This is a genomic window from Pseudomonas sp. RV120224-01b (assembly GCF_003208145.1).
Taxonomy (GTDB): Bacteria; Pseudomonadota; Gammaproteobacteria; order Pseudomonadales; family Pseudomonadaceae; genus Aquipseudomonas; species Aquipseudomonas monteilii.
Genome location: NZ_QKMQ01000004.1, coordinates 61,964 through 79,703, shown reverse-complemented (window position 1 = coordinate 79,703; position 17,740 = coordinate 61,964). Strand labels below are relative to the sequence as shown.

Genomic DNA, 17,740 nt, shown 5'->3' with positions numbered 1-17,740 from the left:
CACTCAAGCGCATTTTCACAGATTGCCGGACGCCCCTTTGACGCAGGCCCATGCCCCCAACGTTTCGCCCCGCCCCTCGGCCTGCCCGGGGTTGTGGCGCATCGTCAGTGCCCGTGACGGCGGCATCTGCCGCATCAAGCTGCCGGGCGGCCTGCTGCTGGCCAGCCAGGCCGAAGCGGTGGCGGCGGCGGCCGAGCGCTTCGCCGGCGGGGTGATCGAGGCCACCAACCGTGGCAACCTGCAGATTCGTGGCATCGGCAGCGAGCACCGTGCACTGATCGACACGTTGCTCGTTGCCGGCCTGGGCCCGCGCGAGGCGGCCGGTGATGATGTGCGCAACCTGATGCTCAGCCCGCTGGCCGGGCATGACCCAGCCATGCTGCTGGATGCGCGGCCGTTGGCCGAGCAGATCCTCCTTATGCTGGAAAGCACCCCGCGCTTCCATCAACTGTCGGCCAAGTTCGCCGTACAGCTGGATGCCGGCGAACGCCTGGCCATGCTCGAACACCCTCACGACCTGTGGCTGTCGGCCCTGCGCCTGGAGCAGCAGACCTGGCTGGCGTTCGGCCTGGCGGGTTGCCCGGCAGATGGCCAGGCGCTAGGTGCGGTGCCGCTGGAGCAAGGCCTGGCACTGGTGGGTGCCGTGCTGGAACGCTTTCTCGACCTGGCAACCCCTTCGCAGTTGCGCATGCGCCAGTTGCTTGAGGTGTACCCGGCAAGCGATTTCGTCGATGGGCTCGGGCTGGACATCCGCCGCGACGACGCTGTGCTCGCGTGGCGACGCGAACCACACCTTGCTTCTTGGCTGGGCGTGCTGCCGCAGTCGCAGGGCGTGGCACTCGGCTTTGCCCCGCCCCAAGGCCGCCTGACCCCCGCGATGCTGCGCGGTGCTGCATGTATTGCCCGTGAATGGGGCGATGGCAGCCTGCGCCTTAGCCCCTGGCAAAGCCTGGTGCTGACCAATCTGCAAGAACGACACATCGACCAGGCCCAGGCCGAACTGTCTGCGCTGGGCTTGCTGTGCCACGACCATGAACCCCTGGCGCGCATCAGCGCCTGCACCGGCGCCAGCGGCTGCGCCAAGGCCCTTGGCGAAACCAAGGCCGACGCCGTTGCCTTGGCCGCGCTGCTGGGCCCTGGTGTACCCGCCAGCGTGCACCTGTCCGGTTGCCCTCGTTCCTGCGCCGTGGCCCATGTAGCCCCGGCCACTTTGCTGGCCCGTTCACCGGGCCGTTATGACCTGTACCTGCGTGATGCGCGCCATCCGGGCTTCGGAGCCCTGTGCGCCACCGACCTTACCTTGAATGAAGCAGGCGCCATGCTCGACCTGCCGACGGAGCACCTTGATGATTGACTACATCCGCGATGGTCAGGAGATCTATCGCAATTCCTTCCGGATCATCCGCGAGGAAGCCCGACTCGAGCGGATCCCCGCAGACCTCGAAAAGCTTGCCGTGCGTGTAATCCACGCCTGCGGCATGGTCGATGCCATCGACGGCCTGCAGTTCTCCGAAGGTGCCGGCCGGGCCGGGCGCGAAGCGCTGCTTAACGGCGCGCCGATCCTGTGCGATGCGCACATGGTGGCTGAAGGCATTACCCGGGCACGCCTGCCGGCAGACAACAAAGTTATCTGCACCTTGCGTGACCCGAGCGTGCCGGGCCTGGCGAAGGATGCTGGCAATACCCGCTCCGCCGTAGCCCTTGAGCTGTGGCGCCCATATCTGGAAGGCAGCGTGGTGGTGATCGGCAACGCGCCAACTGCGCTGTTCTACCTGCTGGAGATGATTGACGCTGGCGCTCCCAAGCCGGCACTGATCCTCGGCTTCCCGGTCGGTTTCGTCGGCGCTGCCGAGTCCAAGGCCATGCTCGCCGCCGACAGCCGTGGCGTGCCGTTCGTGATCATGCAGGGCCGCCTGGGCGGCAGCGCGATGGCCGCCGCCGCGGTCAACGCCCTGGCCACGGAGGTGGAATGATGGCGCCGCGTGGACGACTGCTGGGCCTGGGCGTGGGCCCTGGCGACCCTGAACTGATCACCCTCAAGGCCCTGCGCCTGTTGCGCGAAGCGCCTGTGGTCGGCTACTTCGTGGCCAAGGGCAAGCGTGGCAACGCCTTCGGTATCATCGAGGCACACCTGCAGCCCGAGCAGACCCTGCTGCCGCTGGTGTACCCCGTCACCACCGAAGCCCTGCCGGCGCCACTGTCCTATGAACAGGTGATCAGCGACTTCTACGACGAAGCCAGCGTGCAGGTGGCCGAGCACCTGGATGCCGGCCGCGACGTGGCGGTGATCTGCGAAGGCGACCCGTTCTTCTACGGCTCCTACATGTACCTGCACGATCGCCTGGCGCAGCGGTATGAGGCCGAAGTGATCCCGGGCGTCTGCTCGATGCTGGGTGGGGCTTCGGTGCTGGGTGCGCCGCTGGTGTACCGCAACCAGAGCCTGTCGGTGTTGTCGGGCGTATTGCCGGCCGAAGAGCTCAAGCGCCGCCTGGCCGACGCCGATGCTGCGGTGATCATGAAGCTTGGCCGCAACTTCCCCAAGGTGCGCGAGGTGCTGGCCGAACTGGGCCTGGACGGGCGTGCGCTGTATGTGGAACGGGCGACCATGGCCAACCAGAAGATCGTGCCGCTGGACCAGGTAGACCCGCAGTCGTCGCCGTACTTCTCGCTGATCATCGTGCCGGGTGAAAAATGGCAGGGTTGAACATGCACAACGCACCCGCCATCGTCATCCTTGGCCCCGGCAGCCTGGCCACCGCGCAGCGTATCCAAAAGCGTTACCCGCAGGCGTCGATCCATGGCCTGGAAGGCCGGGTCGAAGGTGTCGACCTTCACTACGCTGCGTTCGGCGACACCCTGCGCCGGCTGTACCAGCAGGACACGCCGATCATCGCCCTGTGCGCTGCAGGTATCGTCATCCGCAGCCTGGCCAGCCTGCTCAGCGAGAAGGGCGTCGAGCCGCCTGTGCTGGCTGTGGCCGAAGATGGCAGCGCGGTAGTGCCGCTACTCGGTGGCCTGAGCGGCGTGAACGTGATGGCGCGTGAACTGGCTGAAGCGCTGGGGGTTGCCGCTGCCATTACCACCAGTGGCGAGCTGCGTTTTGGTACCTGCTTGCTGAACCCGCCGCAGGGCTATGCCTTGGCGGATATCGAGCAGGGCAAGCGCTTTGTCTCCGACCTGCTGGCCGGCGAATCGGTGCGTATCGAAGGTGATGCCCCCTGGCTGCAGCAGGCGCAGTTACCCGCCAGCGAGGCGGCTCGGCGCACCATTCATGTGGGGCATCAGGCGCGCCCGGCCAACCGCGACGAACTGCTGATTCATCCGCGTTCGGTGGTTGTGGCTGTTGCAGGCGGTAACCTGCACGGTATTCGTGCCGCACTGCAGCAGGCCGGCATCGCCGAGCCATCAGTGGCTTGCCTGCTGGCGGACGAGCAGGCCATGGCCGACAGCGGCTTGCATGAGGCCGCGCAGGCGTTGGGTGTGGCCTTGCGTTTCGCTGCCAACCCAGACGGTGTGGCCAGCATGCTTGCGGCGGCGTTGCCCGATGCCCGGCTGACCGAGCTTGAGGGTGTGGCCATTGCCGTGGCGCCAGCCCCGGTCGAGGTGGCGCAGGTTGGCCGCCGTCGTGGTCGTCTGGCCGTGATTGGCCTGGGGCCGGGTGCTGCCGAACTGATGGTGCCGGCGGTGAAGGCCGAGCTGGCGCGTGCCGAAGACGTACTCGGCTATGAAACCTACGTGCGCATGGCTGGGCCGTTCCGTGACGACCAGGTGCTGCACTGCACCGACAACCGTGAAGAGATGCAACGCGCCCGGCATGCCTTCGAGCTGGCGGCCCAGGGCCGTTCGGTGGTGGTGGTGTCGTCGGGTGACCCGGGCGTGTTCGCCATGGCTGCTGCGGTGCTTGAAGCGTTGCATGAGTGCAGTGACCCGGCGTGGCACCGCGTCGACCTCGAGATACTGCCTGGCGTATCGGCCTCGCTCGCGACGGCCGCCCAGGCAGGTGCTCCACTGGGGCATGACTTCTGCGTGATGTCGCTGTCGGACAACCTCAAACCTTGGTCGATCATCGAAAAACGCCTGGACCTGGCAGCCCAGGCTGACCTGGTGCTGGCCTTCTATAACCCGATCTCCAAAGCCAGGCCTCATCAGCTGGGTGTGGCGCTGGAGGTTGTGCGCCGGCATCGCGATGGCAACACCCCTGTAGTCCTTGGCCGCGACATCGGTAGGCCGGGGCAGACGCTGAAGGTAGTCACATTGGCCGAGTTGCTGCCAGAAATGGTCGACATGCGCACCATGGTTCTGGTCGGCTCGTCCACGACCTGCCAATTCCCCAGCGGCGATGGCAAGCAGTGGGTGTACACCCCGCGCTGGTACCCTGCAGCCGAGTGAGGCACCGAGGGAACCGGTTCATGCCTGTTCCCTCGTCGTTTACGGCATAGGGTGAATGCCCCTCGATGATTCCCGTCGAGGACATTCAAGGACCCTTTCCATGACCGATACCAAAGCATCCAGTGGCGATAGCATCGCTGTTGTCGAACAATCCCTTCTGGCGCTGAGCGCAGGCATGTCGGCGCAAAGCCGGCGCGATGCCAAGACCACCTTCCAGTTCGCTTCTCGCGTGGCGTCCAAGCTGCATGACCGTGACGGTGAGTCCGAAGCCTGGTTCAACAAGTTTCTGGAAGTGATGCGCACCCTGGGCTGGGTGGCGGGCCGACGCTCTTACGAACGTGACTACGACCAGAGCGCATCGCTGACCTTGGGCCCGATTGCCTTCAAGGTCGCCAGTGCCGCAGGTAAAGCCCTTCTCGGTGGGCCGGTAGGCGAGGCCGTGGCCAAGTTAGCCGGCGATGCCATCAATGCACTCGGCAACATCGATGAGGCGCAGAAGGTCTACAAGCAGAACGTCAAAGGTAACCCTGTCTCGACCACGGGGCTGGGGATGTGCCTCGAAACGCCTGAGGGCGAACTGTTCATGCTGGTGAACGCATTCAGTGCTTCGCCGAGCGAAAACGACCTGAATACCACGGTGTTCGAATGGAAGAGTTCGAGCAAGGACCGTTACTGTGGTTCGGCTGTGCTCTCCCTGAACGAAGTGGTGTATACCGACGAGGTGCGTGCATCGATCGAGCAGAAACTCGCGGACAAGGCCGTCAAGGCCGCCGACGAATACGAGATTTGACAGCAAACGGGGCCTGCGGGCCCCGTTCTTCATTCTGCACGTTTGAAATTCGAGGTATTGCAATGAGTAAGGAAGGCTATTCCTTGTGGCTCGTTGGCGGCACCGCGCTGTTGGTCGCGGACACAGCGCAGCCCTTGAGGCAGTATGCGCTGGACTCGATTCTGTTTGCCCAACTGCGCTCGGACAAATTGAACGGTTCACGGTTTACCCACTACGGGCGCTGGTACAGCGGGTACCGCACCGCCCTTGAGGAACGCGGCTGGGTGATCGTGCGCAGTCGCAGTGATCACCAGCAGGTGCAGGCTGGGCAATCACTGGTGCCGGTTCAGCGGCTCAGCGACGATTTGCAGGCCCGTCATCCCAGCCTGTCGGGCCATCTGCGGGCTGCCATTACCCTGCTCTCGCAGGTGGTGATGCAGAAGCACCTGCAACCCTTCACGCTGGCGGAGCAGGACAAGACCACACACTGCGCCTACGAGCTGGGCGTGATGCTACCTGATGCGTCGCTGGATATGTGTGGGCTGGCGTTCAAGAGTTCCCTGTCCCCTTCGCAGATTCGTCCTTGCACCCCTTTGCAGCCGTTACCTACCGAGGGGGTAGAGCTGCGAGCCAGCGTTGCGACATTAAGCGAATACCTGACTGTCGCTCATCGTCAGGGTCTGCACGATCTGCTTGAGCGAACGCAGCATGCTGGAAAAATTATGGACCTAGGCGTGTTGAAACCGGAGGAAGACGATGCAAAAGCATGAAGCCGTAGTTGTGGGCGCGGGCTTGGTTTCTTTCATTCCCGGGGTCGGCCTCGAACAGCGCAAGGCCGTGAAACTGGCCTCGTTGTGGGCTGAGACCGTGACATTGAAAGATATGGCCGAGGAAGCGCACCAGGAACAGTACCAATACTACCGTAAGAAATTAATGTTCCTGGGGTGGGACGCAAAGTCTGCTGAAGAAGTCCATTGGCCAGACCCGCAGCGTCCGAAAATCGTTGACCAAGCGTTAAGCAAGATCGACGCCATAGCAGGGTCTCAGCACTCCAGCAGCATGGCGGTGGCATTTGAAGTATTGAAGAAAAACGACTGGGCCTTGTTTCAATTTGAATCTCGCAGCAAAGAACGAGAGCAGTTTCAACTGTTGTCCTGTGCGCCCGTCAACGGCAGTTATGTGGACATTGTGCTGTACCACGAGGCTGGTAACTCGGCTGTTTTTACCAGTGGCTTTCTGTTTCGTGAGCGCCGCAACATGCAGGTGACCGCAGAGCTGGTGCGCTTCAATACACGCCTGTTCGATCAGGAGCGTCGCAGCAGTGTAGAGCGGGCATTGGTGGCAACTGCCTTGAAGGAAATCGAAAAAGCGGATATTTAGGGCATCAGGTATCCCTTGATACCGGTAAAGATGATCTGCGCTGCCAATGCGCAGACAAACAGGCCCATCAAGCGGCTGACGATCTGCAGGCCCTGCTCGCCAAGAATGCGTTCGATGCCGTGTGACAGGTACAGCACCAGGCCCACGGTGAAGCTGGCCAAGGCAATGCTGATGATGGCGAGCAGCTTGTCATCCCAGTGCGGCTGGCCGACGCCCATCACCAGCAGGGCACCGATGGTGCCGGGGCCGACGGTCAGTGGGATGGTCAGCGGTACGATGGTCACATCTTGCTGCACGTTGTCGGCCTGCACGGCCGGTTTGCCCTGAGCCATGCCCAGGGCCGAGATGAACAGCACGCTGCCGGCACCGATGCGGAAGGCGTCGGCGGTGATGCCAAAAATACCGAAAATCACCCGCCCGAACAGGTACAGCAGCACGCTGGCGACCAGCGCTGCGAAGGCTACCTTCCAGGCCAGTTGCTTGCGCTCCTTGCTGGAGTGGCCGCGGGTCAGGCTGATGAAGCACGACAGCACGAAGAACGGGCTGTAGAGCACGAGCATTTTCAGGTAGACGCTGAACAACTCATGGAGCATGGGCCGTAGTCCTCAGCAATGCAGATGCTTGTGTCCGCTAGGAAGTATGCGCCGGATCTACCTGGGTTTCCCGCTGGTTGGCCCAGTACTGGATCAGCTCGCGCAACTGTGACAATTCCACCGGTTTGGCCATGTGCCCGTCCATGCCCGCCAGCCGTGCGCGCTCCTTGTGTTCGGCCAGAATGTGCGCCGTCAGCGCCACCACCGGCGTGCGCTGGCGCTGGTTGGCCGCTTCCCAGGCGCGCAGTTGCTGGGTGGCCGAGAAGCCGTCCAGTATCGGCATCTCGCAGTCCATCAACACCAGGTCATAGCGCTGCGCTTTCATCGCCTGCAGGGCTTCTTCGCCATTGCAGGCCGTGTCGGGCTCAAGGTTGAGCTTGCCGAGCATGCCGCGGATCACCTTGGTCGAAATGCTGTTGTCCTCGGCGACCAGCACGCGGAAGTTGCCAGGCAGGTCCAGCGCCTGCGGGATGCCTGGCAGGCTGGCAGGCACCGCCTGCTCGCGGCCGCGCTGGGCCAGCTCTTCGGCCAGGGTGGTTTTCAGCGTGTAGCCGGCCACCGGCTTGGCCAGTATCCGCTTGACCCCGGCATTGCGCGCAATGACCTTGCTCGGCGCATTGCTGATGCCGGTGAGCATCACCACCAGGATGTCGTGGTTCAGGCTCGGGTCTTCCTTGATTTTGGCGGCCAGTTGCATACCGGTCATGCCGGGCATGTTCTGGTCCAGCAGCACGGCGTCGAAGTAGTCACGCAGGTGCGCCTTGGTACGCAGCAGCGCCAGGGCTTCCTTGCCCGATGGCACCGCGCTGACGTTCATGCCCCAGGCGCTGCACTGCTGTACCAGCACCTTGCGGCAGGTGTCGTTGTCGTCCACCACCAGCACACGGGCATCGCGCAGCGGGCCGTCGAGGTCGGCCGGTGGTTGCTCCAGGCGTGAAGGGTCCAGCGGCAGGGTCAGCCACAGGGTGTTGCCCATGCCCGTGCTGCTCTTGATGCCGAACTCGCCCTGCATCAGGCCGATCAGCTGCTTGGCAATGACCAGGCCAAGGTGCCCGCCCAGCTTGTTGCTGGACAGGAAATGGTGGCTGTGCAACTCCGCCTGCAGCAAGGCTTCGCGGTCGGCGGCGGGCAACGGCTCGCCGCTGTCCTGCACGGCAATGCGCAAACGGGGTACCTCGCCACGCTGGTCCAGCGCCACCACCAGCAGGATCTCGCCCTGGTCGGTGTTTTTCAGCGCATTCTCCAGCAGGCTCGACAGGGCCTGGCGCAGGCGTGTCGGGTCGCCACTGATCACGCGCGGCACCTGTGGCTGGGTGAAGCTGATCAGCTCGATGTTCTGTTGCTCGGCCTTGGCGCGGAAGATGTTCAGGCAGTCCTCGATCAGCGCGTTAAGGTCGAACTGCACATCATCCAGCTCGATCTGCCGGGACTCCAGCTTGGAAATGTCGAGAATTTCGTTGATCAGCGTGAGCAGCTCGTTGCCGGCACTGTGGATGGTCTGTACGTAGTCGCGTTGCTTGACCGACAGCGGTGTGCCCAGCAACAGCTCGGTCATGCCCAGTACACCATTCATGGGGGTGCGGATTTCGTGGCTGATCTTGGCCAGGAACTCAGCCTTGGCGTTGATTTCGGCATCGCTGGCGGCCAATGCACGGCTGGCGCTGAAGCGCTCCTCGCTCATGCGCCGCAGGCGTTCGCTGACGGCCAGGTTCAGCAGCAGGCCGCTGACCACGGTCAGGCCCAACAGGATGCACAGCAACCAGGGCGTCGAGGTGCGGGTCAGGCCCAGCAAGGCCGGCAGCAGTACCAGACCACCCAGGTTGAACACCACCATGGCCAGGCTGAACAGGCGTCCGGGTGCATAGCCACGGTACCAGTGGTAGCTGCTGACCAGCAGCATGCTCACGCTGCCCAAGGCCAGCAGGGCGTAGGTCATCAGGTTGAGGGGCAGGGTGTCGACAAACAGCAGCACCAGGCCGCTGACCCCGACCACCAGCATTTCACCTTGCAGCAGGCGGTTAAGCCGGGGCGAATTGCACGGCGTGAAGAAATGTTGGGTGAAATACAGCCCGGCCAGGCCTGCCAGCACCAGCGTCAGGTAGGCAGCCGGTGTTTGCGCGTTATGCCACACATGCCACCAAGGGCCGCTGAGGTTCAGCAGGATCAGGCCGCTGAGCAGCATCAGGCCGTGGTACAGCGCCAGGATCAGGGTGGTGGTGGAACGGCTGTAGAGGAAGCGGATCAGGTTGTGCATGATCAGCATCACCAGGCCGCCGAAGAGCATGCCGAAGAGCAGGGGCTGGCTTTGGTCTGAGGCCGCTACGGCTGCCGGCTCCAGGCTGATGGCCGGGCGCAGCTGGTGTTCGGAAACCAGGCGCAGGTAGATGTCCAGCGGTTGTTTGCTGTTGGGCAGGGGTAATACATGGTCGCTGCCACGCAGGGTGGGGCTGGCGTTGCCGGCCAGGCGTCCGTGGTGCAGCTGACGCAGAAGTTGGTCGCCCTCAAGGGCGTAGAGGTCCAGGCCGGAAAGGTCCGGGGCAAATACCCGCAGCAGTTGTTCCTGGTCGCCGGGTTGCAGGCGGTAGTGCAGCCACAAGGCTTGTTCCGCAGGCGCTGCATCCAGCTCGGCGAGAATCAGCGGGCTGAACTGGTTGCGGTAGCGCTCGGAACGCACATCGCTCAGTTGCAGGTTGGCCTGTTCGTCGAGCAGAACGGTCCAGCCTCCGTCATGTTCGGCAGCTGCCGGGAACATGCAGAGCAAGGTCAGCAAGCTGACGATCAGAGCTGAGGCAATCCGAAGCCGACGCACTACGAAATCCCTTCTTAGCCGATGTGCCGGGTACTAACTATGCGCGGCGCGCCAAGTCGAAGGCAAGGCCCGTGCCGGGCCTTGTCGACGAGCCGGATGCCGTGCGCTGAAAGCGCTACGGCGTTCCGGTTGTACTTACTGCTGGTGCTCACCGCGCTCGCGGGCGATGGCCCGATAACCGATGTCGGTACGGTAGAAGCTGCCGTTCCAGCTCACTTCCTTGGCCAGACGGTAAGCCTGCTGCTGCGCGTCAGCGACGGTGCTGCCCATGGCAGTGGCACACAAAACGCGACCGCCGTTGGTGACCACTTGGCCATCCTTGAGCGAAGTACCGGCATGGAACACCTTGCCTTCGATCTTGGCCGCAGCGTCCAGGCCGCTGATGGCGTCGCCCTTGGCGTAGTCGCCCGGGTAACCTCCAGCTGCCAGCACCACGCCCAGGCTTGGGCGCGGGTCCCACTGGGCTTCGACCTTGTCCAGCGCCTTGGCGAAGGCGGCTTCGATCAGCAGCACCAGGCTCGACTCCAGGCGCAGCATGACCGGCTGGGTCTCTGGGTCGCCGAAGCGGCAGTTGAACTCGATGACTTTGGGGTTGCCCGCCTTGTCGATCATCAGGCCCGCGTAGAGGAAGCCGGTGTAGACGTTGCCTTCCTCGGCCATGCCGCGCACGGTCGGCCAGATGACCTGGTCCATCACACGCTGGTGCACGTCGGCGGTGACCACCGGGGCAGGGGAGTAGGCACCCATACCGCCGGTGTTCGGGCCGGTGTCCTGGTCGCCGACGCGCTTGTGGTCCTGGCTGGTGGCCATGGGCAGCACGTTGTGGCCGTCGACCATGACGATGAAGCTGGCTTCCTCGCCGTCGAGGAACTCTTCGATCACCACACGCGAACCGGCTTCACCAAAGGCGTTACCGGCCAGCATGTCACGCACGGCGGCTTCGGCTTCTTCGAGGGTCATGGCGACGATCACGCCTTTGCCCGCAGCCAGGCCGTCGGCCTTGATCACGATCGGTGCGCCTTTCTCTTGCAGGTAGGCAAGTGCAGGCTCGATTTCGGTGAAGTTCTGGTAGTCGGCGGTCGGGATCTTGTGGCGTGCCAGGAAGTCCTTGGTGAAGGCCTTGGAACCTTCCAGCTGGGCCGCGCCCTTGGTTGGGCCGAAGCAGTCCAGGCCACGGCTGCGGAACAGGTCCACCACGCCGATGACCAGCGGTGCTTCAGGGCCGACGATGGTCAGGTCGACGTTCTTCTCGGCGAAGTCGGCCAGTTGCTCCAGCGCGCAGACGTCGATGGCGACGTTTTCGCACTTGGCTTCAATGGCGGTGCCGGCGTTGCCCGGGGCAACGAAAACTTTCTCGACGCGTGGGTCCTGGGCGACTTTCCAGGCCAGGGCGTGCTCACGGCCGCCGCTGCCGATGATCAAAACTTTCATGTCAAAACCTCGATTCAGTTGATCTCAAGGCGAGTGACGAACCTTGTGGGAGCGGGCGTGCCCGCGAATGCGTCGGTGAATGCACCATCGTATTCGCGGGCACGCCCGCTCCCACAGAACCTCGGCTCGCCTCGGGATCCGCGTAATTAGTGGCGGAAGTGGCGCATGCCAGTAAAGACCATTGCAATGCCAGCTTCATCAGCGGCAGCAATCACCTCGGCATCGCGCATCGAACCACCCGGCTGGATCACGGCGCTGATACCCACTTTAGCCGCATTGTCGATGCCATCACGGAACGGGAAGAACGCGTCCGAGGCCATGACCGCGCCCTGCACCTGCAGGCCAGCATGCTCGGCCTTGATTGCAGCAATGCGGGCGGAGTTGACGCGGCTCATCTGGCCAGCGCCTACGCCGATGGTCTGGCGCTGCTTGGCGTAGACGATGGCGTTGGACTTGACGAACTTGGCCACTTTCCAGGCGAATACCAGGTCGTGAATTTCTTGCTCGGTCGGGGCGCGCTTGGTGACGATTTTCAGGTCATCGGCGGTGATCATGCCGATATCGCGGCTCTGCACCAGCAGGCCACCGTTGACGCGCTTGAAGTCCCAACCGGCAGCGCGCTCGGCAGGCCACTCGCCGCACTCAAGCAGGCGTACGTTCTGCTTGGCGGCAACCACTTCACGGGCAGCCTGGGAAATTTTCGGCGCGATGATCACTTCGACGAACTGGCGGTCGACGATGGCCTTGGCGGTTTCGCCGTCCAGCTCGCGGTTGAAGGCAATGATGCCGCCGAATGCCGACTCGGTGTCGGTGGCATAGGCCAGGTCGTAGGCCTTGCGGATGCCGCCTTCGTCTTCAGGCACAACGGCCACGCCGCACGGGTTGGCGTGCTTGACGATGACGCAAGCCGGCTTGACGAAGCTCTTCACGCACTCCAGCGCGGCGTCGGTGTCGGCCACGTTGTTGAACGACAGCTCCTTGCCTTGCAGCTGGATGGCGGTGGAAATGCTGGCTTCGCCTTTCTTGGCTTCTACGTAGAACGCCGCGCTCTGGTGCGGGTTCTCGCCGTAACGCATTTCCTGGGCCTTGACGAACTGGCTGTTGAAGGTGCGCGGGAATTCGCTGCGGTCTTCAGTGCTCAGGGTGTCCTTGGCCTGGTTGATGGTGCCCATGTAGTTGGCGATCATGCCGTCGTAGGCGGCAGTGTGCTCGAACGCCTTGAGCATCAGGTCGAAGCGCTGGGCGTAGGTCAGGCCACCGGCTTTAAGGCCTTCGACGATACCGGCGTAGTCGCTGGCGTTGACCACGATGGCCACGTCTTTGTGGTTTTTGGCAGCCGAACGGACCATGGTCGGGCCGCCGATGTCGATGTTCTCGATAGCGGTCGGCAGGTCACAGCCAAGCTTGGAAATGGTAGCTTCGAACGGGTACAGGTTGACCGCGACCAGGTCGATCGGCTTGATGCCGTGCTCGTTCATGATGGCGTCGTCGGTGCCGCGACGGCCGAGGATGCCGCCGTGGATCTTCGGGTGCAGGGTCTTGACACGGCCATCCATCATTTCGGCGAAGCCGGTGTAGTCGGCCACTTCCACCGCGTTCACGCCGTTGTCCTTGAGCAGCTTGTAGGTGCCGCCGGTGGACAGGATCTCGACACCGAGCTGTTGCAGCTCACGGGCGAATTCGAGGATACCGGTCTTGTCGGAGACGCTGATCAGGGCGCGGCGGACTGGCAGGCGGGTAGTCTGGTCGGTCATTTCGGGTTCCAATAACGCGGTGGAGTCAGCAAAAAAGGCGCCTCTGTTCAGGGAGCCGCCTTTTCTGGTTGGGATTCTGGCTTACAGCAAGTCGTACTGCTTGAGCTTCTTGCGCAGGGTGCCTCGGTTCAGCCCGAGCATCTCGCTGGCCTTGGTCTGGTTGCCCTTCACGTAGTTCATCACGCATTCGAGCAGGGGCGCCTCGACTTCGGAGAGCACCAGGTTGTACACGTCCGTCACGGTCGCGCCTTCCAGGTGGGCGAAGTAGTTGTGCAGCGCCTTCTCGACGCTGTCGCGAAGGGTCTGGCCCTCTTCGCTCGGCGTGTTGAGGTGCTGTTTCAGGTTGGCGTTGTCGCTCACGGGCGTTGTTCCACTCACAAATGTCTCGGTCATCATCGTCATGCGGCCACCCCTTGTCCGTCCTCTGTCTCAAGGCTCTGTCGACGTTCACTGAAAAACGCGCGAACGTTGGCGCACTGCGCTTGTGTGTCTTCCAAAGCGTTGAACCGGGAGCGAAACTCCTTGCCGCCGGGTCGTGTTGCCAGGTACCAGCCAACGTGCTTGCGGGCGATACGTACGCCCATCACATCGCCATAGAAGGCATGCAGCGCGGCCAGGTGCTCCAGCAGGATGCGTTCCACTTCGTCCAGCTGCGGCGCTGGCAGGTGTTCGCCAGTGCGCAGGTAATGCTCGATCTCGCGAAAGATCCACGGCCGCCCTTGGGCGGCGCGGCCGATCAACAGGCCGTCGACCCCGGTGGCATCCAGCACCGCCCGGGCCTTTTCTGGCGAAGTGATATCGCCGTTGGCAAAAACCGGGATCGACACCGCCTGTTTGATGGCAGCGATGGTGTCGTATTCGGCTTCGCCGGTGTACAGGTCGGCGCGTGTGCGGCCATGCACCGCCAGCGCCTGGATGCCGGCCTGTTCGGCGATCTTCGCCACGTTCAGGCCGTTCTTGTTCGCCCGGTCCCAACCGGTGCGGATCTTCAGGGTCACCGGAACATCCACGGCGCCGACAACGGCGTGGAGGATTTCGTGGACCAAGGCTTCATCTCTCAATAAAGCAGAGCCTGCAGCTTTGTTGCAGACTTTTTTTGCCGGGCAGCCCATGTTGATATCGATGATCTGGGCGCCCGCTTCGACGTTGGCCTTTGCCGCCGCTGCCATCATCTGCGCATCACCGCCGGCGATCTGCACCGAGCGTGGCTCGGGATCACCTTCATGGATGCGGCGCAGGCTCGACTTGCGGCTGTTCCACAGGCTCATGTCGCTGCTGACCATTTCCGACACCACCATGCCCGCGCCCAGGCGCTGGCAAAGTGTACGAAAAGGCTGGTCCGTGACCCCGGCCATGGGCGCGAGGATCAGGTTGTTACGTAGTGTGTATTGGCCGATGCGTACCGCCGACATAGGTGATCCCTGTTGTGGGGCCGAATCTTGGAGTTCGAAAAAGGGTTGGCATGATACCCGCTCTCGGTGACCGGATAAAGATGGATTTGGATAAAATCTGAACAGTTGTCGGCTTATGACTTTTGGTGCGGGCCAGGCGCTGCCCCTCTGTGGGAGCGGGCGTGCCCGCGAAGCAGGCGACGCATTGTATGGCACGGGCTTCGCCCGTGTTCGCGGGCATGCCCGCTCCCACTGGGATTTGCGATTACTCTGGAGAACGGAAGCTCAGGCTGTAGTTGACGGCCTTCGGTCCCGGGTCGAGGATGTCCAGGGCGATATGGATCGGCGTCTGGCTGGGCATGTCGCCACGCCCGGCCAATTCGCCCGACAGGTACTCGCTGGGCTTGAAGCGACGGCTGGCGATCAGCTGGCCATTGAGGTCGGCAAAACGCAGCTCCAGCAGCGGGAACGGCTGGGAGAAGGGGGCGCGGTTGTAGATGATCGCATCGACGATCAGTGCACCCTTGAAGTCGGGGTGGCTGCGCACTACCAGGTTGCTGCTCTTGATGCGTGCAATATCGACGCGGGTGGGCACCTGGCAACCGACCATCGGGCAGATCTGCTGGAAGATTGGCCGGTACTGGTCCTGGCGGGCCATCTCGTCGAAGTGGAACCAGACGTACTGGAAGGCCAGCAGGCCAGCAGCCAGCAAGGTCAGAAAACCCCACAACAAACGCTTGCCCCAGTTGGGGGCGGGTTTTTCCCAGCCCAGCTGCAGCGGGTCGTCGACCACATCGACCAGCGGTTCCTTGCGTGCCGGGCGCTCGGGTTTACTGGCAAGGCCTGGTTCAAGGCGGTCGCCGGGTAGGGGCTCGTCGGGTTCGTCGTCGCGGGCCGACAGGTGCAGCGCCAGCGGCTCATCGTCGCGGGCGCTCAGGCCTTTTTCCGGTATTTCGTCATCGCTGGCGCGCAGTGGCTCGCTGAAGGCAGGCTGCTCATCGATTTCGGGCGCGCGGTGGACGGGCGGCTCGTCATCGATCTCCAGGTCAAGGTTGCTGCCCAGGGTCGGTTCGGTGCGCTCGCCGGGTGCCGGTTCCAGGTCCAGCGCCAGGGGCTCCGGCTCCAACAGCACCGGGGCGGCTTCTGCCGGCTGTTGGGGTTCAAAGGGCTCGTCGGTGGCTGTGCCGAACAGGTTGTCTGCGTGCTCGTCCGGGTGCAGCTCGTCGCGCCTTGCCTGCAGCCCGCCATCCAGGTTGGCCGGGCGTGTGGGTGCCGGTTGGCCACGACGTTCCAGGCGCTCCAGTTCCTTGTCGAGGTCAAGCTCATCCAGGGCCTGGGCGGTAAGCGCCCAGGCATCGTCAGGGCTATCGTTGCGTACTTCGATGGCGGGCTCAGGGGTGACCGCCTGTTCGATCAGCGGTTCGGCCGGCACAGCGGGTACTGGCGCAGGCGCCACCGGTGCATTGGCGCGGTTCTGCTCCAGCAACTGCTTGGCGGCATTGAACACCTGCAAGCAGTGACCGCAGCGCACCACACCGCGAGCCACGCTCAACTGGTGGTGGGTGACGCGAAAGCTGGTCTGGCAATGCGGGCACTGGGTGACGAAACTGTCGGTCATGCGGCAATCCGGGAGCTGTGCAGAAGACTATTCTAGGCCCGCTTAACGGCGGCGACCACTGATGCGCACCCAGCCGTCGCGTACGACGATCGGGTCCAGCTCGAAGTCGGCAGCGTAGGCGGCAGCCACCTCTTCGCCCTGCTCGGCGAGGATGCCCGACAGGGCCAGCAGGCCACCTGGGCGGACCAGGCCGGACAACTGCGGCGCCAGCGATACCAGCGGGCCGGCCAGGATGTTGGCGACCAGCACGTCGGCCTGCATGGCCGGCATATGCTCGGGCAGGTACAGCGCCAGCTTTTCATCGGCAATGCCGTTGCGCTGGGCATTGTCGCGCGAGGCTTCGATGGCCTGCACGTCGATGTCGGTGCCGACTGCTTCACGGGCGCCCAGCAGCAGCGCGGCAATGGCCAGGATGCCCGAGCCACAGCCGAAGTCCAGCACCTGGGTGCCTTCCATTTGCTGGGCATCCAGCCACTCCAGGCACAAGGCGGTGGTGGGGTGGGTGCCGGTGCCGAAGGCCAGGCCCGGGTCGAGCAGCAGGTTGACGGCGTCCTTTTCCGGGGCATCGTGCCAGCTTGGTACGATCCACAGGCGTTGGCCGAAACGCATCGGCTGGAAGTTGTCCATCCAGCTGCGTTCCCAGTCCTGGTCCTCGATCACTTCGGCCTGGTGTTCGGGCAGCTCGGCGCCGGTCAGCAGGCGCAGGTGGGCGAACACTTGCTCAGGGTCGGCATCGGCCTCGAACAGCGCCAGCAGGTGAGTGTGCGACCACAGCGGGGTGGTGTTGAGGTCTGGCTCGAAGATCGGTTGATCTTCGGCGTCCATGAACGTGACCGAGACGGCGCCTACTTCAAGCAGGGCGTCTTCGTAGGTTTCGGCTTGTTCCGGGCTGATGGCCAGGCGTACTTGCAGCCAGGGCATGGCGGGCACCTTTGGTAAATCGACAGGGGCAGCCCTAGGCTGCGCGAAGGCTGGCAGTTTACGCGAGTACGGAAGGTTTGTAGAGAAGGCCTGGTACGGACCCTGTGGGAGCGGGCGCGCCCGCGAACACGGGCGAAGCCCGTGCCATCCACCGCGGTGCCTGCTTCGCGGGCATGCCCGCTCCCACAGAGGTCGTGATGCATCAGACGAAACAGAGCGAGAGCGACTCAGCTATATAAGCCGGCTTCTCTTCACCTTCTATTTCCAGCGTGGCAATCGCCTTCAGCAACCATTGCCCCGGCTTTTTCTCGGTCACCTCGGCCAGGTCCACCTTCAAACGCACCTGGCTGTCGACCTTGACCGGCTGAATGAACCTGACGCTGTCCAGCCCATAGTTCACCACCATCTTCAGCCCTTGCGGCAGGACCAGGATGTCCTCGATCAGCTTGGGAATCAGCGACAACGTCAGGAAACCGTGGGCAATTGTGCCACCAAACGGTGTTTTTGCCGCCTTCTCAGGGTCGACATGAATGAACTGGAAATCGCCGGTTGCCTCGGCGAACAGGTTGATGCGCTGCTGGTCGATCTTGAGCCAGGCAGAGCGGCCCAGTTCCTTACCAACGTACTGCGAAAGCTCTGTAACCGGTACATAGGGCATCGCGGACTCTCCAGGTTGTCAGTTGGT

16 protein-coding genes are annotated in these 17,740 nt (G+C 63.3%); 7 read left to right on the top strand and 9 right to left on the bottom strand.

Translation table 11 applies throughout. From position 1 onward, the window contains the following. The first annotated feature begins 22 nt into the window (after positions 1-22). From cobG to N436_RS08690, 7 genes are all read left to right on the top strand, one after another. On the top strand, positions 23-1,354 hold the full coding sequence (gene cobG / locus N436_RS08720) for a precorrin-3B synthase (RefSeq protein ID WP_110740813.1): 1,332 nt from the start codon (positions 23-25) through the stop codon (positions 1,352-1,354). Continuing rightward, entirely contained in the window at positions 1,347-1,973 is a 627-nt protein-coding gene (locus N436_RS08715) for a precorrin-8X methylmutase (protein ID WP_016489386.1), read from the top strand. The genes cobG and N436_RS08715 overlap by 8 nt, the downstream gene beginning before the upstream one ends. Beyond that, positions 1,970-2,704: a precorrin-2 C(20)-methyltransferase gene (locus tag N436_RS08710; RefSeq protein ID WP_016712210.1), complete on the top strand. Its 735-nt coding sequence runs from the start codon at positions 1,970-1,972 to the stop codon at positions 2,702-2,704. The genes N436_RS08715 and N436_RS08710 overlap by 4 nt, the downstream gene beginning before the upstream one ends. Beyond that, the gene (gene cobJ, locus N436_RS08705; RefSeq protein WP_110740812.1) at positions 2,692-4,389 is read left to right on the top strand and encodes a precorrin-3B C(17)-methyltransferase; all 1,698 of its coding nucleotides are present in this window, start codon (positions 2,692-2,694) and stop codon (positions 4,387-4,389) included. Before N436_RS08710 ends, cobJ begins: the two co-directional genes overlap by 13 nt. 100 nt (positions 4,390-4,489) lie before the next feature. Continuing rightward, positions 4,490-5,179, top strand: coding sequence for a hypothetical protein (locus N436_RS08700; protein ID WP_110740811.1), 690 nt, complete (start codon positions 4,490-4,492; stop codon positions 5,177-5,179). 62 nt (positions 5,180-5,241) lie between these two features. Beyond that, positions 5,242-5,928: a hypothetical protein gene (locus tag N436_RS08695; protein WP_105946278.1), complete on the top strand. Its 687-nt coding sequence runs from the start codon at positions 5,242-5,244 to the stop codon at positions 5,926-5,928. Beyond that, a complete protein-coding gene (locus tag N436_RS08690) occupies positions 5,915-6,538 on the top strand; it encodes a hypothetical protein (protein ID WP_105946277.1) in 624 nt (207 codons plus the stop codon). Before N436_RS08695 ends, N436_RS08690 begins: the two co-directional genes overlap by 14 nt. Here N436_RS08690 and N436_RS08685 read toward each other — a convergent pair. The 9 genes from N436_RS08685 to N436_RS08635 form a co-directional block, all read right to left on the bottom strand. Beyond that, complete coding sequence (locus N436_RS08685) at positions 6,535-7,131, bottom strand: MarC family protein (RefSeq protein WP_016712205.1); 597 nt, start codon at positions 7,129-7,131, stop codon at positions 6,535-6,537. The genes N436_RS08690 and N436_RS08685 overlap by 4 nt on opposite strands. Before the next feature lie 37 nt (positions 7,132-7,168). Continuing rightward, a complete protein-coding gene (locus N436_RS08680; RefSeq protein ID WP_110740810.1) occupies positions 7,169-9,940 on the bottom strand; it encodes a hybrid sensor histidine kinase/response regulator in 2,772 nt (923 codons plus the stop codon). A gap of 135 nt (positions 9,941-10,075) precedes the next feature. Then, on the bottom strand, positions 10,076-11,371 hold the full coding sequence (gene purD, locus N436_RS08675; protein ID WP_016712203.1) for a phosphoribosylamine--glycine ligase: 1,296 nt from the start codon (positions 11,369-11,371) through the stop codon (positions 10,076-10,078). A gap of 146 nt (positions 11,372-11,517) precedes the next feature. Beyond that, a complete protein-coding gene (purH, locus tag N436_RS08665; protein WP_110740808.1) occupies positions 11,518-13,125 on the bottom strand; it encodes a bifunctional phosphoribosylaminoimidazolecarboxamide formyltransferase/IMP cyclohydrolase in 1,608 nt (535 codons plus the stop codon). Positions 13,126-13,206: 81 nt separating this feature from the next. Further along, entirely contained in the window at positions 13,207-13,527 is a 321-nt protein-coding gene (gene fis, locus N436_RS08660) for a DNA-binding transcriptional regulator Fis (RefSeq protein WP_019099786.1), read from the bottom strand. Continuing rightward, complete coding sequence (gene dusB / locus N436_RS08655) at positions 13,524-14,537, bottom strand: tRNA dihydrouridine synthase DusB (protein WP_016712200.1); 1,014 nt, start codon at positions 14,535-14,537, stop codon at positions 13,524-13,526. Before dusB ends, fis begins: the two co-directional genes overlap by 4 nt. Positions 14,538-14,781: 244 nt before the next feature. Continuing rightward, the gene (locus N436_RS08645; protein WP_110740807.1) at positions 14,782-16,134 is read right to left on the bottom strand and encodes a DUF3426 domain-containing protein; all 1,353 of its coding nucleotides are present in this window, start codon (positions 16,132-16,134) and stop codon (positions 14,782-14,784) included. A 42-nt stretch (positions 16,135-16,176) separates the two neighbouring features. Beyond that, positions 16,177-17,055: a 50S ribosomal protein L11 methyltransferase gene (gene prmA / locus N436_RS08640; RefSeq protein ID WP_105946274.1), complete on the bottom strand. Its 879-nt coding sequence runs from the start codon at positions 17,053-17,055 to the stop codon at positions 16,177-16,179. Positions 17,056-17,257: 202 nt separating this feature from the next. Further along, entirely contained in the window at positions 17,258-17,713 is a 456-nt protein-coding gene (locus N436_RS08635) for a MaoC family dehydratase (RefSeq protein WP_016712197.1), read from the bottom strand. Between the last annotated feature and the right edge of the window lie 27 nt (positions 17,714-17,740).

Coding starts and splice junctions, on each gene's coding strand:
- N436_RS08715 (WP_016489386.1), top strand. CDS start 1,347: ATGATTGACTACATCCGCGATGGTCAGGAGATCTATCGCAATTCCTTC.
- N436_RS08710 (WP_016712210.1), top strand. CDS start 1,970: ATGATGGCGCCGCGTGGACGACTGCTGGGCCTGGGCGTGGGCCCTGGC.
- cobJ (WP_110740812.1), top strand. CDS start 2,692: ATGGCAGGGTTGAACATGCACAACGCACCCGCCATCGTCATCCTTGGC.
- N436_RS08700 (WP_110740811.1), top strand. CDS start 4,490: ATGACCGATACCAAAGCATCCAGTGGCGATAGCATCGCTGTTGTCGAA.
- N436_RS08695 (WP_105946278.1), top strand. CDS start 5,242: ATGAGTAAGGAAGGCTATTCCTTGTGGCTCGTTGGCGGCACCGCGCTG.
- N436_RS08690 (WP_105946277.1), top strand. CDS start 5,915: ATGCAAAAGCATGAAGCCGTAGTTGTGGGCGCGGGCTTGGTTTCTTTC.
- N436_RS08685 (WP_016712205.1), bottom strand. CDS start 7,131: ATGCTCCATGAGTTGTTCAGCGTCTACCTGAAAATGCTCGTGCTCTAC.
- purD (WP_016712203.1), bottom strand. CDS start 11,371: ATGAAAGTTTTGATCATCGGCAGCGGCGGCCGTGAGCACGCCCTGGCC.
- purH (WP_110740808.1), bottom strand. CDS start 13,125: ATGACCGACCAGACTACCCGCCTGCCAGTCCGCCGCGCCCTGATCAGC.
- fis (WP_019099786.1), bottom strand. CDS start 13,527: ATGACGATGATGACCGAGACATTTGTGAGTGGAACAACGCCCGTGAGC.
- dusB (WP_016712200.1), bottom strand. CDS start 14,537: ATGTCGGCGGTACGCATCGGCCAATACACACTACGTAACAACCTGATC.
- N436_RS08645 (WP_110740807.1), bottom strand. CDS start 16,134: ATGACCGACAGTTTCGTCACCCAGTGCCCGCATTGCCAGACCAGCTTT.
- prmA (WP_105946274.1), bottom strand. CDS start 17,055: ATGCCCTGGCTGCAAGTACGCCTGGCCATCAGCCCGGAACAAGCCGAA.
- N436_RS08635 (WP_016712197.1), bottom strand. CDS start 17,713: ATGCCCTATGTACCGGTTACAGAGCTTTCGCAGTACGTTGGTAAGGAA.